11 protein-coding genes and 1 pseudogene are annotated in these 15561 nt (G+C 30.4%); 5 read left to right on the top strand and 7 right to left on the bottom strand.

Annotated elements, in window-relative coordinates; translation table 11 throughout:
* Positions 1-40 precede the first annotated feature (40 nt).
* The 3 genes and pseudogenes from AVBRAN12647_RS05885 (at position 41) to AVBRAN12647_RS05875 (ending at position 5020) form a co-directional block, all read left to right on the top strand.
* On the top strand, positions 41-2059 hold the full coding sequence (locus AVBRAN12647_RS05885) for a flagellin (RefSeq protein WP_442862276.1): 2019 nt from the start codon (positions 41-43) through the stop codon (positions 2057-2059).
* A gap of 452 nt (positions 2060-2511) precedes the next feature.
* A pseudogene (locus AVBRAN12647_RS05880) lies at positions 2512-3813 on the top strand (McrB family protein); the annotation flags it as partial.
* Positions 3803-5020 (top strand): McrC family protein, encoded by a 1218-nt coding sequence (locus tag AVBRAN12647_RS05875; protein WP_336614834.1) that lies wholly within the window; start codon positions 3803-3805, stop codon positions 5018-5020. The pseudogene AVBRAN12647_RS05880 and the gene AVBRAN12647_RS05875, both read left to right, overlap by 11 nt.
* Positions 5021-5162: 142 nt before the next feature.
* On the opposite strand, the gene argH is transcribed toward AVBRAN12647_RS05875, so the two are convergent.
* The 5 genes from argH to AVBRAN12647_RS05850 are packed head-to-tail and all read right to left on the bottom strand — an operon-like array spanning position 5163 to position 11174.
* Positions 5163-6548 carry an argininosuccinate lyase gene (gene argH / locus AVBRAN12647_RS05870; protein WP_336614833.1) on the bottom strand — a complete coding sequence of 462 codons (1386 nt, stop codon included), beginning with the start codon at positions 6546-6548 and terminating at the stop codon, positions 5163-5165.
* 1 nt (position 6549) lies between these two features.
* Complete coding sequence (locus AVBRAN12647_RS05865; RefSeq protein WP_336606769.1) at positions 6550-7362, bottom strand: Ppx/GppA phosphatase family protein; 813 nt, start codon at positions 7360-7362, stop codon at positions 6550-6552.
* A complete protein-coding gene (locus AVBRAN12647_RS05860) occupies positions 7346-8326 on the bottom strand; it encodes a nucleoside hydrolase (RefSeq protein ID WP_214117831.1) in 981 nt (326 codons plus the stop codon). Before AVBRAN12647_RS05860 ends, AVBRAN12647_RS05865 begins: the two co-directional genes overlap by 17 nt.
* Positions 8323-9684 carry an MFS transporter gene (locus AVBRAN12647_RS05855; protein ID WP_442862228.1) on the bottom strand — a complete coding sequence of 454 codons (1362 nt, stop codon included), beginning with the start codon at positions 9682-9684 and terminating at the stop codon, positions 8323-8325. The genes AVBRAN12647_RS05860 and AVBRAN12647_RS05855 overlap by 4 nt, the downstream gene beginning before the upstream one ends.
* A complete protein-coding gene (locus tag AVBRAN12647_RS05850) occupies positions 9678-11174 on the bottom strand; it encodes an inorganic phosphate transporter (protein WP_214117829.1) in 1497 nt (498 codons plus the stop codon). The genes AVBRAN12647_RS05855 and AVBRAN12647_RS05850 overlap by 7 nt, the downstream gene beginning before the upstream one ends.
* 117 nt (positions 11175-11291) lie before the next feature.
* Between AVBRAN12647_RS05850 and AVBRAN12647_RS05845 the strand changes: the two genes are divergently transcribed.
* Both AVBRAN12647_RS05845 and AVBRAN12647_RS05840 read left to right on the top strand, forming a co-directional pair.
* The gene (locus tag AVBRAN12647_RS05845; RefSeq protein ID WP_336614832.1) at positions 11292-11894 is read left to right on the top strand and encodes a tetratricopeptide repeat protein; all 603 of its coding nucleotides are present in this window, start codon (positions 11292-11294) and stop codon (positions 11892-11894) included.
* Between the two features lie 77 nt (positions 11895-11971).
* Complete coding sequence (locus AVBRAN12647_RS05840; RefSeq protein WP_336614831.1) at positions 11972-12235, top strand: hypothetical protein; 264 nt, start codon at positions 11972-11974, stop codon at positions 12233-12235.
* Between the two features lie 47 nt (positions 12236-12282).
* Here the strand turns inward: AVBRAN12647_RS05840 and AVBRAN12647_RS05835 are convergent, their stop codons facing one another.
* Together AVBRAN12647_RS05835 and AVBRAN12647_RS05830 are read right to left on the bottom strand one after the other, a co-directional pair.
* A complete protein-coding gene (locus tag AVBRAN12647_RS05835) occupies positions 12283-14730 on the bottom strand; it encodes a molybdopterin-dependent oxidoreductase (protein WP_336614830.1) in 2448 nt (815 codons plus the stop codon).
* A gap of 11 nt (positions 14731-14741) precedes the next feature.
* Positions 14742-15338: a hypothetical protein gene (locus AVBRAN12647_RS05830; protein WP_214117825.1), complete on the bottom strand. Its 597-nt coding sequence runs from the start codon at positions 15336-15338 to the stop codon at positions 14742-14744.
* Positions 15339-15561: the final 223 nt, after the last annotated feature.

Genomic DNA, 15561 nt, shown 5'->3' with positions numbered 1-15561 from the left:
AACAGGAACAGCTACAGTTACTTTTAAAAACGTTGATGGGATTAATGATGTAACTTTAGAACCTGTAAAACTTACAAATGAAAAAGGTGATATCAGTGCTACTACAGGTCTAGGAGCTTTAGCTGAAGCTATCAATAAAGCAAGCGATAAGACAGGAATTAAGGCTAGTGTAACAGCGATTTCTACATTCGAGCAGCCTATTAAAGCAGGTGAGACTACAAGTAATTTTAGTATTAATGGCGTTAAGATTGGAACAGTAAATGTTCAAGAAAAAGACGGAAACGGAGCACTTAGAGCAGCTATTAATGCTGTAAAAGATCAAACAGGGGTTGAGGCTTCTGTAGATGCTAAGGGTAGATTAGTACTTGCAAATAGAGATGGTAGAGGGATTAAAATAGAAGATAACGTTAAAGTTCCAACAGGCGCTAATGATATTCATGATTTAGTAACTCAAGGAGCAGCAGGAAGACCTAATGCTAAATTAGGAGTAGATTTAGGTAATGATGCTACTTGGACTACAGCAGCAGGAACTGCAGGTTCTATTTTAATTAAAGAAAATAGCTTCGGAGATGTTAAAAACGCTCACGGAGTGCAAGATGCGGCTATTTATAATGATGCTTTAACTAAGACTAAACAAGCTACAGCAGCAAGTAATGCTTATAACACTTTCCACGAAAAAGAGCAAGCAGCTTTAGATAAGTTTAAATCAGAGGCTTTAAAGGCAATGGATGGTTATATTGGTGTTGCAGCAGCTGCTAATGACGCCGCTGGACAAGTTGCTAAGGCTCAAGGTGATGCAGCAGCTGAAAAATTAAAAGATTTAATAAATAATTCAAAAAGCTTTAGCGAAATAGCAACAGCTATAGATACTTTTAATACAGCCCATTCAGCAGCTGCTAATGCAGGTACTTTCAAAACTGCCTTTACAGATGTTATAGCTGCAGCAACTAAGGCATATGCTACTACAGTAGAGGATGCTGGAATTAAAGCTAGGGGAGAACTAGCAGCATATAATCAAACAGGCGATGTGGCTACTTTAGATGGTGAGTTAGATACTATGGTACAAGCCGCAACAACTGCTAAAACAGCAGCAGCTGTGACAGATTTAAAAACTCTTGGTGATGCTATGGGGGCATTTGAAACCGCATCTGCTCCAATAGGTGCTAAAGAAGTAGATTTTGCTACTTTAGCGGCAGAAAAAATCGGTGCATTAAATCTAACAAATAATCAACCTGCAACAGGTCCAGCAGCAGGTTTGGGTAAAGAAATTACAGATTTATTTAAGGATTTAAGAGCTCAAACAACAAAATCAGGTGCAAATGCGACAATTGATAAAATTGAGCAAAAATTAGATAAATTAATTGATGCGGCAAATGGTAAAACTATGGATACCGATGAAGCTAAACAGGGTATGATAGCTCACTCATTTAAGCAATTCTTTGCAGGTGTTAAAGCTGGTATGAATGAGCCTGATAAAGCAGGTCTTACTTCAATTATCGGCTTAAATACTGAAAACAGCACAAACATGGGAAGATTAAGCCTTGTTGCAAATAATGGTAGAGATATTCAAGTAGAGATTAAAGATGCTAATGGCTTTACTACAAACTCAGCAATCGGATTTGATAAGAATGTTAGCGAAAAAACTGTTTCATTAAGAGAAACAAATGCTAAGATAGATGTAGATACAGCTGATGCAATGGGCTTTAACAACGAAGAGTGGCAAGCAACTGATACAGGAGATAATGTTAACGGCTACGCAGCAGGCGTAATGACACTAAAAGGTGCACAAGCTATGATGAATATTGCTGAAACAGCTCAAAAAGCTCTTGAAGCAATTAGAAGTGACCTTGGTTCTGTCCAAAATCAACTTGTTTCAACTGTTAATAATATTTCAGTTACTCAAGTAAATGTTAAATCAGCTGAAAGTAATATTAGAGATGTTGACTTTGCATCTGAGAGTGCTACATTTAGTAAACACCAAATCCTAGCTCAATCAGGTGTATATGCAATGAGCCAAGCTAACGCTGTTCAACAAAACGTAATGAGATTATTACAATAGTTTTAAAGATAGCTTCGGCTATCTTTAAAAACGCATTAAAGATTATTGCGTTAATGAATGGAGTTTTTAAGGTGCTTATCGCCTTAAAAACTACTAAATTATTAAAATAATAATAGGAGTTTTTAAGATAGCATTAGCTATCTTAAAAAAACGACTAAATTATTACAATAGTTTTAAAGATTATTTGTAATAACAAAAAAGGTGCTATCCTTAGCACCTTTTTTATAAAAATCAAATAAAATCAAAAAACTAGCATAAAAAATATTTATGATTGTTTTAAATTACTACCTTATTAAAAATATTTATCATTTTCTACTTTTTAATTTTGATTTAGATTTAAGATATTGCATAATTTTTGTAAGTGATATTGTTAAATTTGTTATACTTTATCTAGTTAATATATTATGAAGTTTTTTAAATATTATATGAAAAAATAAAGGAGTAAAATACCTATGAAAAAATATCCGTTAAATCAGATTTTATATGGAGCACCAGGGGTTGGTAAGACTTATGATACTATAAATATAGCTTTAGAGATTTTGGGCGAAGATTTTTCAACTCAAACAAACGAAATTAACACAAGACAAGTAATGCAAAAAAAGTTTAAGGAGTATGTAGAAAACGGACAAATCGTATTTATCACTTTTCATCAAAGCTATGGATATGAAGAATTTGTAGAAGGAATTAGACCTGATTTTGACAACGAAGAGCTAAAGTATATGATAGATGATGGTGTTTTTAAGGCTTTATGTAATAAAGCTAAGCAAAATTATATAAATTACTCTACTCCAAATGAGCTAGATTTTGATAAGCTTATCAATTATTTTGCTGAGTATGTAAAAAGTGAGTTTTTAGACCAAAATAAGGAATTTGAGTTAGAAAAGGGTGTAAATATTCATAGCGTTTATTATGATAAAGACGGCAAGTGCCGTTCTTTTAAACTTGGTGGCACTATACAAAGTGATCAAAGATTAGTTATGGATATAATTAAACGTGATTACGAAGAATTTAAAATAGGAAATATAAAAAGCTATAAAGATATAAAGCCAAAGTTTGAAAGCAAGAGTATTAATCATGGTAATGCGGGGTATTATTTTATGCTTTATAAAAAACTTTTTGAGTTTGAGAAAAAAGATAATTATAAAAATCAAAAAGAAGATTTAAAGCCTTATATAATCATTATTGATGAGATAAATCGTGGGAATATTAGTAAGATTTTTGGAGAGCTTATCACACTTATTGAGCCTAGTAAAAGACTAGGAAATGCTGAAGAGCTAGAAGTAGTGTTGCCATATAGTAAAGAGAGTTTTGGTGTGCCAAATAATGTTTATATAATAGGCACTATGAATACAGCTGATAAGAGTATCACTACCCTTGATACGGCATTAAGGCGTAGGTTTGAGTTTAAAAAGATTATGCCTAATAGTTTTCTTTTAAATTCTAATTGCGATGGGATAAATCTTCAAGAATTATTAAATAAAATGAATGAAAGAATTGAATGTTTAATAGGAGATGAAAAGCTTATCGGACATTCGTATTTTATGGATATAAACAGCATTGATGAGCTTAAAGTCGTGTTTAGAAATAAGATTTTACCACTTTTAGAAGAGTATTTTTATAATGATTATTCGCAGATAAAATCGGTGCTTAATGATAATGGTATGATAAAAACTAAAAATATTTTAAATACCGATAAGTTTTATTTAAGCGATGATTTTAATGAAACGGATTTTAAGAAAATATATGAAGATTGAAATAGCCCACGAACACGAAATAATAAGCTCACTTGATAACGACGAGTTTTTAAATGAGCTTATGAGCTTTGCTGAAAATAACCCAAAGTTTTTAAAAATAGTCGGCAAAAATAAGCTAAAAGCAAGAAATTATGTAGGGCTTATAAAGACAAAAAGTGGGGTTTTAGAAATTTATCCTAAGGTTTCAAAACCAAGTAATGAGATAATGCCAAGAATAGATTTAAGCAAGGCTTATGAGCTAAAAGATGAGATGTTTAAGGATTGTAAAGAAAGAGAGTTAAATCCCAAGCAGCTACTTTTAGAACTTTTAAGAACTTTACAAAAAAGTCCGTTTAAAAAATCGCTTAAAGCAACGCTAAAAGATGAAAAAATACCACTTTTTGAAGTCTTTGTTGAAATGTTTTTAGAAGAACTTTTCGTGCTTTTAAATAAAGGGCTTATGAGTGATTATATAAAAATAGCTGAAAATAGAACAACTTTAAAAGGCAAATTGCTTTTTAATGAGAATTTAAAACATAACTTAATTCATAAAGAGCGATTTTTTACCGAAAATGATGAATATATCATAGACAATGTGATAAATCAAACTATAAAAACTACATTATTTCATTTAAAAAAACTAAGTCAAAATAAAAAGATTTTAAAATATTTAAAGACTTTTGATGATATTAGTTTAATTGATATTAAAAAATGTGAATTTAGTGTAAAAAATAAGCATTATAGTTATTATGAAAACATACTTTTATGGTGTAAGTTATTTTTAAATGGTTTTAGTTTTACACCATTTGCGGGGGATAATAACGCTTATGCTTTGCTTTTTGATATGAATAGACTTTTTGAAGATTATGTAGCTTTTATGCTTAAAAAACACAATCCAAATATAAAAATAAGCACTCAATTATTAAAAAAACACTTAATAAAAGATGGTCAAAATGAGCGTTGTTTAATGCGACCTGATATTTTAATTGAGCTTAAAGATAAAACAATCATCGCTGATACAAAGTATAAAATCATAAATAAGTTAAGTAATATTAGCCAAGCTGATTTATATCAATTATTTGCCTATGCAATAGCTTTTAAAGTTAGTGAAGTTTGGCTTATATATCCACTTTTTGATGGTAGTTTAGGGTATAAAACACTAGAATATAACTTAGATTACTTTAATACTAAGATAAAATTACAAATTCTTTTTGCTCCTTTAGGTTGATATTTTAGTTGCATTGTGATTTGTTATAATCTAGATTTTATGAATTTAAAATATGATTAGATATAAATAAAAAGCTTGATTATTAAGATAATAAATTGCAAGTTTAAAGATAGCTTTTACTATCTTTAAACATAGTTTCAAATTAAATTCCTAGATTTTCTAATGTTTTTTGAGCGTTTAGGAGTTGGGTTTTTACTGCGTTTTCTGATGTCCCACCATAAGAATTTCTTAAATCAACGCAAGTTTTTAAATCAATTGCTTTATAAATATCATCTTCAATTAAATCACACTCAAGCCTTAATTCATCTAAGCTTAATTCATCTAATTTAAGTTTTTTTGAGATTGCATAGCTTACTAATTTTCCCGTAATTTCGTGAGCTTTTCTAAATGGCACACCTTTTTTAGCTAAATAATCAGCCAAATCAGTAGCATTTGAATATCCATTAGCAGCTGCTCTTAGCATATTTTCTTTAATTGGTTTCATTTTTGCAATTAGTTTTGTAATTATTATTAGACTATCTTTTATGGTATCTTGCGTATCATAAACACTTGCTTTATCTTCGCTCATATCGGTATTATAAGCTAGTGGCAAACCTTTCATAATAGTTAGCATTGAGATTAGATTGCCATAAATTCTACCTGTTTTGCCACGCATTTTTTCGCATACATCGGGGTTTTTTTTCTGTGGCATTATGCTTGAACCCGTGCAAAAATCATCACTTAACTCAATGAATTTATAATCATTTGAATTAAAAATAATTAGCTCTTCACAAAGGCGTGAAAGATGGCTAAAACAAATTGCACTAACACTACAAAACTCAAGCATATAATCTCTATTGCTAACACTATCAATACTATTTTCACTTGGCTTTGCAAAGCCAAGTTCATTTGCGCTAAAAAATCTATCTATATTAAAAGTAGTCCCAGCAAGTGCAGCCGAGCCTAGTGGGCATTCGTTTAATGAATTGTATAGATTTAAAAATCTATCATAATCTCTTTTAAACATCCAAAAATACGCCATTATCCAATGCGAATATAAAATCGGTTGAGCGGTTTGAAGATGAGTAAAGCCTGGCATAATTAAGTCTAAATTTGTCTTAGCTTGGTTTAAAATCTCTTGCATCAATTCTTTTAAATTAGCTTTAATTCCTAATACAAATTCTTTCATTTGTAATATTCCATCTAGTGCGGTTTGGTCGTTTCTACTTCTTGCAGTGTGAAGTTTGCCAGCACTTGCACCTATTAAAATACTAAGTCTTTTTTCAATAGCCATATGAATATCTTCATCGCTTATATTAAACTCAAATTTATTTTCTATAAATTCGTTTTGAATAATTTCTAAGCCTTTTAAAATCTCTGCTAATTCTTGAAAGTTTATGATTTTTTGACGCTCGAGCATTTTTGCGTGTGCTATGCTTCCTTTTATATCTATTAAAGCAAGTCTGTTTTCAAGTGGCAAAGTCGCTGTGTAATTTTCTACTAATTTATCCGTAGCTTGGCTAAATCTACCGCCCCATAATTTTTTCATACTATTCTCCTAATAAAATTCCTTCTTTAAGCCCATAAGCTGAAATGATAAATTCAAAATCATCAAATAAAGTATCAATAAAATAAGCCCCGCAAAGCACTGCAAAATCTCTATTAACTCCTAGCATTAAATCTCTTTTTTCGGCATTATTTGTATTAATAAAATCAATTAACTTATATAATTCATCTTTATTTACAATGCTATTATGAAACTCTAAATCATCAATATCTTTATAAGCAATATTTTTTGCAATACTTTTTGCAAATATTCCCGTTTTTGATGCTAGAACAATTGGTCTTGGATAACTTTTAAGCTCGTTTTTATAAGGGTTTAAAAGTGTATATGCGTAGTCTTTAATATCTAAGTTTTTTTCTTTTACGCTTTTATAAAAAGATAAAAGTCCTATATCAAGTAATAATTTTTTATCATTACTTGTAATTTCTGTTGAATACCCACCAACATCTACTAAAGTAAAATCACCTTGAATTGAAATTCCAACCCCTAATCTAGTAAGCCTTGCTTCTTCGTTTTGGCTTAATATTTTTAATTTAAAGCCGTATTTTTGATAAAGCATATTAGCTATTAAATCAGCATTTTTACTTTTTCTAAAAATTGCAGTAGCAACTACTTTTGCCTTGCTTAAATCGTAATTTAGCTCATCAAGTGCATTGATTAAGACCTTAATTCCTTCATCATTTATACACTCGTTTTCATAAAATAGTCCTAAGTTTAAGACCTTTTCGTAGTTTTTTAAAACCTTATCAAATACAGCTATTTTAAGAGTATTTGAGCCTATATCAATTGCTAAATTCATTTAAAGTTGCCTTTATTAGCTTTAATAATTTTTCATTATCAATATCTTTTAAAACCTTTACTAGGTTTAACTTGCTTAAATCAATGCCTATATTCATATTAAGATTTTTATCATATCTTAAGCTTTTGCCCCTTGCTTCGCCACAAGTTTCTATATCTACATAATATTCATCGCTTTTACAAATGCTAGAATCTAGCAAATATGCAATTATTAAAGCATCGTGTATCCAAGTGCCAATGCTATTTCTTGTAAGCTCTGCATAACTTATCCAAGGCTTAATACTTGTATATAAAAAATCACATAATTTATTATTAATTGCTTTTATTTCTTCTAAATCTTTATGAGTTAGGCTAGTTTGCATTGTGATATTGTAAGGTGCTAGAGTGATTTTTGCCCCACTTCTTAGCACAATCCTAGCAGCTTCTGGGTCAAAACCAAAATTAGTATCTTTAGGGTATTTACTCATATCAAATACCCCGCCCATAATTAAAATCTCTTTTACATTTTTTGCAAACTCATTATCTAAAATACAAGCTTGAGCTATGTTTGTAAGTGGTCCAATAGCACAAACAATAAGCTCATTTTTATAAACTCTTGCTAATTCGCATAATTTATAAACAGCGTTTAATTTAGCGTTTTTATAAAGTTTAATAGGTTTAAAATCTTGCCATAAGTGTTCTAATTTAAAATTATAAACACTCTCATCAAGTCTTTTTCTCCACGGCGTTTCATCTTCTAATAAAGCCTTGCTTGAGCCTAAAAATACAGGAATTTTAATCCCTAATTTAGAAATTAAATTCCTTGCGACTGCATAAGCTTTGTGATTTATCACATTTCCGCTTAGAGTTGTTATTGCTTTTAAATCAATCTTTTTACTAGCAATTGCAAGTGCTAGGGCTAAGCCATCATCAGTATTAGCCCCACAAATACCATTGCCTATATCAGTATCAATTACGATTTTCATATAGCATCTTCAATAAGATTTAAATCTCTACCCCTAGTTTCAGGAGCAAAAAATGTAGTAACAAATCCAATTCCTGCCATAAATATAAAATAAGCAGCGATTAAATACCAATTATGAGTTAGATTTATAAAATAAGTCGCTAAAAATGGTGCAGTTCCACCTGATAAAATGCCACCGATTTCTTTAGCTAGTGCCATTTTTGTATAACGATTTTTGCACCCAAACATTTCAACTCCGTAAGCTGCTTGAACTCCAAAAATCCCTAAAGATGCAAGGCACATTCCTACGACAATTACACAAATTACTATTATTTCATTTTTGCTATCAAGTAACATAAATGCAGGAACTGCATAAATCATTAATAATAAGCAAAATATCCTATACATAATGCGACGACCAAATTTATCGCTTAGCCATCCAGATAATGGAATAACTAAAAATCCTAAAAATGAAGCTATTAAAACCCCTGTTGTAGCTATTTGTTTGTCTAATAATAAAATAGTATAAACATAACCTACTAAAAAGCTTTGAGCTATATAAGATGGGGCGTTTTCTCCCATTCTAAGACCTAGCATAATAAAAAATGATTTGTTTTTTTGCCAAAAAGTTTTGTTTTCGGTTTTGTGAGTTTTTAAATTTTGTTCTCGTTGTTTTTGCATTTGTTCTTTTTGTTTTGCAAATACAGGTGTTTCTCCTACAAAGCGTCTTAGATACAAGGCAAATGCAGCTATTAAAAAGCTAAATATAAATGGCAATCTCCAGCCCCATTCTAAAAAGTCTTTATCATCTAAAAATCCAAGTAAAAACCAAATTCCACTAGCAATTAAAGTCCCACTATTAGAGCCTAGTGCAATGATTGATGATACTAAACCACGATTTTTGCTAGGTGCGTATTCACCCAACATAATAGCTCCACCGCTAAGTTCAGCTCCTGCTCCAAAACCTTGTAAAAATCTTAAAATTACTAATAATAAAGGTGCTAAAATGCCTATGCTATTATAAGATGGGATAAATCCTATTAAAGTAGTCGCTGCACCCATCAAAAATATAGTTATCATCATAACTTCTTTACGACCATATTTATCTCCTAATCTACCAAAAAAGAAAGCTCCAATAGGTCTAGCAATAAAGCCAACTCCATAGGTTGCAAAACTAAGCATTAGAGCGATTATAGGAGTTTGCTCTGGGTAAAAAACTTTACCAAAAACGGTTGCAGCCGCAAGGCCATATAAAACAAAATCAGCATATTCCATAGCAGTTCCTAGCCAACAGCTAATGATTGCGTTTTTAAAGGATTTTTTGCCTTCTTTTGTCTTTAAAATATCATCTTGAATTTGATTCATTAAATCTCCTAAAATAAATAATAAAGTAAGCTTAAGAAAAATGCCGAAATTAAAGCACTAGCAGGTAAGGTTATCATCCATGCTAAGCCTATTGGCTTCATCATTTTCCAATTTGCGTTTTTGTTAAATACTCCAATTCCTAATACCGCACCTATTAGAATATGAGTTGAGCTGATTGGAATTCCTAGTTGAGTTGCTAGAAGTATTACAATAGCTGAAGCAAACTCGGCACTAAAACCTGTGGTAGGTTTGATTTTTGCTAGACTTTTGCCAACGGTTTTAATAACGCTTTTGCCTAAAAACCAAAGCCCAGCAACTAGTGAAATACCAAATACTAACATTACAATAGTAGGCACTGCTGAAGTTGGATTTATTGTATTTGTGTGTAAAATATCTAAAATCGCAGCAAATGGTCCAACTGCGTTTGAAATATCGTTTGCTCCGTGAGAAAAGGCAAATGTGCAAGCTGTAAATATTTGAAACCATGAAAAAATACGATTTACTGCTTTTTTTGGTTCGCCTTTTTTCATAATATTAATAATTCCTACACAAATTATATAAGCACTAATACAAATTAATAAGATGATTAATCCTATACTAAAATGACTAAGTCCTGTATCAACATTATTTAAGGCTTTAAAAAATAACATAGATGAAATTACAAAAGCTATTAAAGTAGCTAAAACAGGTATGCGTTTGCTTAAAAATCCTGCTACATCAACTGCTTTTTCTTTTTTTGTAAATTCTTTTAATTTATTTGCGTATTCGCCTTTTTCGTTAAGCAAAATGCCGTAAAGCTCACTATATTGCTTAGATTTTTCGCTTTGCATAAATTCATCTATATATTGTTTTTTATACTCTGCTTTATCTTTTTTGATTTGTTTTAAAGTATTTTCTTTTTCTTTAGTAGGAACTACAATGAATTTATAAACTAACGAATAAACAAAATAACTCAAAACCCCACCTAATACAGGAGAGATAAACCAACTAGCAACAATGGTTCCTATCCCACCCCAGCTAACTTGAGTAGCGTTATTTTCGGCTATGAAACCTAAAGCTAGTGCAGCACCTAAAATCCCGCCTACTATTGAATGAGTTGAACTAACTGGTAAAGATTTATAAGTAGCTATAAAAATCCAAACACTAGCAGCACACAAAGCACTCATCATAACATAAGCAAAGTGCATAGGTTCTATGTTTTCTTTAACGCTTACAATACCACTTCTAATAGTAGCAGTTACTTCAGCACCAGCAAAAAATGCTCCGCTAAATTCAAATATCGCAGCTATTATTAAAGCTTGTTTTATGCTAAGAGTTTTTGCTCCAACACTCGTTCCAAAAGCATTTGCAACATCGTTTGCACCTATATTGAATGCTAAAAATATTCCAAAAATTGCAGCAATTGTGAAGAATATATAATAATTTGTGGTGCTATAACCCCAAAACAAAAAGCCAACACAAACGATAGCAAAAAGTATCGTTATAATAATGTTTTCTCTTGCCATTACCTTTCCTTTTTAAAAAATTGGGCTAATTATAGACTAAAAAAAAATTGTTAAGATTTCTACAATGTAAAATCTTTGTAAAATATGCTAAGATACGCAAAATTAAAAGGAGTGTTGATGAAAAAGTTTTTAGTATTGGCATTTTGTGTTAGTGCTTGTTTTGCTAATAATCAAGTAATTTGTAACAATGCAAATGATTGTTATAACATAGGAATTGCTAAGGCAAAAGAAATGCAAATAGCAGAATCTATTAAGTATTTAGAAAAGTCTTGCGAGCTTAATTATATGTCAGCTTGTATGGAATTAGGAACTGCTTATATTTATAGTGCTAAAAGTAAGGAAGAATTTACTAAAGGGATTAATTATTATATGTTAGCTTGTAATAATAATGAGCCTATATCGTGCCACAATATAGCGTATATGTTAGAGCAAAGCCAAAATCCTGCATTGATGAATGAAATAAAGAGTTATTATGAAAAATCTTGTAATTTAAGATATTTAAACGCTTGCACTAATTTAGGAAATATTTATTATACGAAAGAAAACAATAAAGAAAGAGCGAAAATGCTTTATGAAAAAGCTTGTAATTTAGGAGAGGCTATAGCTTGCAATAATTTAGGTAACTTTTATTATTATACCAATAAAAGCTTGGCTAAGGAATATGTAAGAAAAGCTTGTAATTTAGGCTATCAAGTAGCGTGTGAATATAAAATAGATTAAATTATAAAAAGTGCAAAATTAATTTTTCTAGCTAATTCCTTTTATTTTTGATAGTATGAAAATAAAAGGAATTTAAAATGGTAAGATTTTTTAATAAAGTTGATTTTTTTATTTTCGTATTGAGTGTAATTTTTTACGCTTATTGTATTTTTGTATTTAAGCATTTAACCACTTTTTCAGCCTTAGATATAACTGCTAATTCTATATTTATTATATTTGCAAATACTTATTATTTTTATCTGTATTTAAAAGATGAATTGTTATATGATTTGTTTTTTGTATTTATTGGCTCTTCTTTTATTTTAGTAAATCTCTTAATATACGGCTGCATTATTTTATGAAGTATTGGAGTTGGAATTTAAAAGCGAGAATAAATCTCGCTTTTTATTTAACCTTGAATGATTTTTGGCTTAGAAAATGCTCTTAAAGGTCTAATAACACCTTTGAATTTTTCAATCTCTACTAAGGTTGTGTGAGCTGTGTTTGATTGAGCTAGTTTTGATGTTCCTTTATCACGAGTTAGCACATTTACGCATCCGTGCTGACAAAGTGATTTTTTCCCATAAACTTCAGGGTCATACCAAGCACCTTCACAAATTATAATAGTATCAGCCCTTACAATATCACTTACTAATGCACCTGTTAAAATTTCGCCCCTATCATTATATACTCTTACAATATCGCCTGTTTTAATACCTCTTGCTTTTGCAGTATCAGGATGAATTATCATAGGCTCTCTGCCATTTACTTCAGCATAATTTCTAATAAGTGAGTTATTTAGCTGAGAGTGTAGTCTAAATCTAGAATGAGGACTTACAACAGCAATTGGATATTTTTTAATTTGTTCTTTGTTACCAACCCACTCAAATGGTTCAAACCAAGCAGGATGACCTAAACAATCATCATAACCCATTTTTGCAATTGTTGGAGAGAAAATCTCAATCTTTCCACTTGGTGTTCCTAATCTATATTTATGCGGATTGCTTACAAAATCACTAAGTCTTGTGTAATATTCTGTATCTTTATTTACTTTATCAAATCTAACAAATCCTTTATTAAGTGCTTCATCAAAAGTTGGCATATCATATCCTAATGATTTTCCTTGTTGTAAAGCGTCGTTATAAATATATTTCATCCAATCAAGCTCGGTTGCTTTTCCTTCTGTAAATATTTCTTCTACTCCCCATCTTTTACAAATTTCTTTACAAATCCAAAAATCGCTTTTACTCTCTCCCATAGGTTCAATTACAGGCTTATTTAAGAAAATATATTCAGAATTTGTACTAGCTTCTATATCATAACGCTCAGGCTCAATAGCAACAGGTAAAACAATATCACTTAATTTTGCTTGTGAAGTCCAAAATGGTTCAGCTGTAATAATCGTATCAACCTTTTTAAATCCTTCAATAGCACGATTTACATCTTGATGGCGAGTAAAAAATGACCCACTAGCATTAAATGCTACTTTAATATGTGGAAGTTTTATTTTTTTACCATTTTGGTCAATTATTTTACCTGGGTTTAGCATAGCGTCAATACTTCTTGAACTTGGAATTGTTATGTTTTCAAATTTTTTCCAAGGACTATTTTCGTCTCCTAAATCATCGCTTGGAATAGATGAAAGTCCTTTTAAAGTAGGTGCTATAAATTTATCAGCACCTTGAGAATAATATCCTAAACTAAACTCAAATCCACAACCCTTGCTTCCTATATGCCCTAACATTGTTGCTAGTATTGTTATCATCCAATGTGCTTGCTCGCCGTGGTCTTGTCTTTGTATTGCACGACCTGCAATAATTATTGATTTATTATCACATAAATCATCTGCTAATTTTTTTAATGTTGTTGTATCTACTCCACAAATATTGCTAGCCCAAGTTAAATCTTTTTTTATTCCATCATTTTCGCCCATGAAGTATTCTTTAAATTTATTAAAGCCAACCGTATATTTTTTAATAAAATCTTTTGCATATTTTCCACTTTCATACAAATAACAACACATTCCTATCATCATTGCAGTGTCTGTATTAGGGCGAACTGATATTAATTCACTTTCAATATAACGATTTGTATTATTAGCATATACATCTATGCTATAAGTTTTGATTTTTCCTGCTTTACTTAGTTCTTTTAATTTTGTGAAATATTCATAATTAGTGTGAGTTGGTGTGCCAACTGCAATTTGATTTGTTACTAGTGGGTCAGTTCCCCAAAATACAACACTTTTTGCGTTTTCTAAAATACTTTTCCAAGTTGTAGGTGCTTCATAAACGGTGTTTGAGCCAAAAATATGTGGCAATATTACCATACCAGCACCGGTTGAATAGTCTCCACTTTCTTCAACATATCCACCTAGGATTTTTAGCATTCTATGAGCTGTGGTTCTTCCCCAGCTAATTTTACCCCAGCCACCCCACCAATAGCATTCGCCATATATAGCTTCAGGGCCATATTTGTCAAAGTTTTCTTTAAGCGCTTTTGCTGCTAAATCAAGTGCTGTTTCCCAACTAACTCTTACAAATTCTTCTTCACCCCTTAAATCGTTTTTCTTTTTTCCTTCTAGGTAGCTTTTTCTAACACAAGGATATAAAACACGGCTTTCGTTTTGTGTTCTATCTGGAACACAATTATTCATAGTATTAGGGAATTTATCTCCTTCAAAAGGTGTAACGCTAACGATTTGAGAACTATTAATATTTGCGTAAAAACTACCAAACCTATCAGATACTAAAGCCTTTTTATCATCAAAAATTGTATCTTTAATACCTTCAATTTTGCTAGCTTGTAATCCAACTCCTGCTACTGCACTTAGTTTTAAAAAACTTCTTCTTTTCATATTCTTCTCCTTTATTTAATGTCTTTTGCGTGATTTTGTAAATATTTAATAATTAAGCTTTTTTCATCCTTGCTTAGCTCCACATAACCAGAACTTATCATACTTTCAAGATTTGAAGGCCATTGATTTACCGAATATTCTTTAGTATCGTGCAACAAATGACAAGGCGAGCAAGTTTGCTCGTAAAAACTTTTTGCATTTTTAAAGATTTCATCTTTGCTAGCTACTAAATCATTTGAATTTACATCAAAAGTTATGCTTACTTTATGCCAATTTTCTCCATATTCATCTTGCAACACTTCAAGCATTTTAATGTATGGATTAGCGTCACCTTTGTATGTTGGATTGTCATTGTTATCGTGAAAACTCATATAATTTTCAATTTGAGAAAAACTTTTAACTATTTCTTCTTGATAATTATCATTAACATATCCAATTAGCTCAACTTTGCTAGTATCGTTATTGCTTGAAATGACTTTTACAGGTGCTAATAAACTAGCAGTTCCTATTATTTTACCATCAAGTTTAATTTCAACATCTTTATTTAAGTACATACTATTTGCTAATGCAAAAGATGATATAAGACAACTTAAAAATAACTTTTTCATATAACTCCTTAAAATAAAATTAATTTTTATATTTAATATTTTAAACTAATAAACTTATGAAATTATTAAAAAGAATAATATTTATTATTCATTTTATTATGAGAATTCAAAACTTAATTTGATATATAAAAAATAATTCTTAAAGAATTTAAATTATCATATTATTTAATATTTATTATGATAATTAATTTAAATATAAGTTTGTTTTAATAATATTTATCAT

The sequence above is a fragment of the Campylobacter sp. RM12647 genome, assembly GCF_020138135.1.
Taxonomy (GTDB): domain Bacteria; phylum Campylobacterota; class Campylobacteria; order Campylobacterales; family Campylobacteraceae; genus Campylobacter_E.
This window is presented reverse-complemented; position numbering and strand designations above follow the sequence as displayed.